General features: G+C 43.8%; 1 pseudogene. It reads left to right on the forward strand.

The window, feature by feature from the left end:
- Positions 1 to 18: 18 nt before the first annotated feature.
- Positions 19 to 336, forward strand: a pseudogene (locus ACFI6J_RS21640) (IS110 family transposase); the annotation flags it as partial.

The following is a 336-nucleotide window of genomic DNA, read 5'->3' on the forward strand; positions in this document are numbered from 1 at the left end:
CGCCCCGAGATGCGGTTTGTGCGAACGAAAACGCAAACCCAACAAGATATTCAGGCATTACACGTGATGCGTAAGAAATGTGAGCGGGATAGAACCGCCAACAGTAATGAAATACGGGGATTGCTCAATGAGTACGGAATAATTCTTCCGGTGGGCATAAGTCATGTCTATAAATCACTGCCTAAATTATTTGACCGGCAGGTGGAAAATGGTTTGAGTGAATTGTTCAAAGAACTGTTAGAGCGACACTATCAAAAGCTTGTAGAGCTGGATGAGCACCTGGACTGGTATACAAAGAAAATTAAACAACTAAGCCAACACGAAGCTTGTAGACGG

Source organism: Alteromonas sp. G4i13 (genome assembly GCF_054960505.1).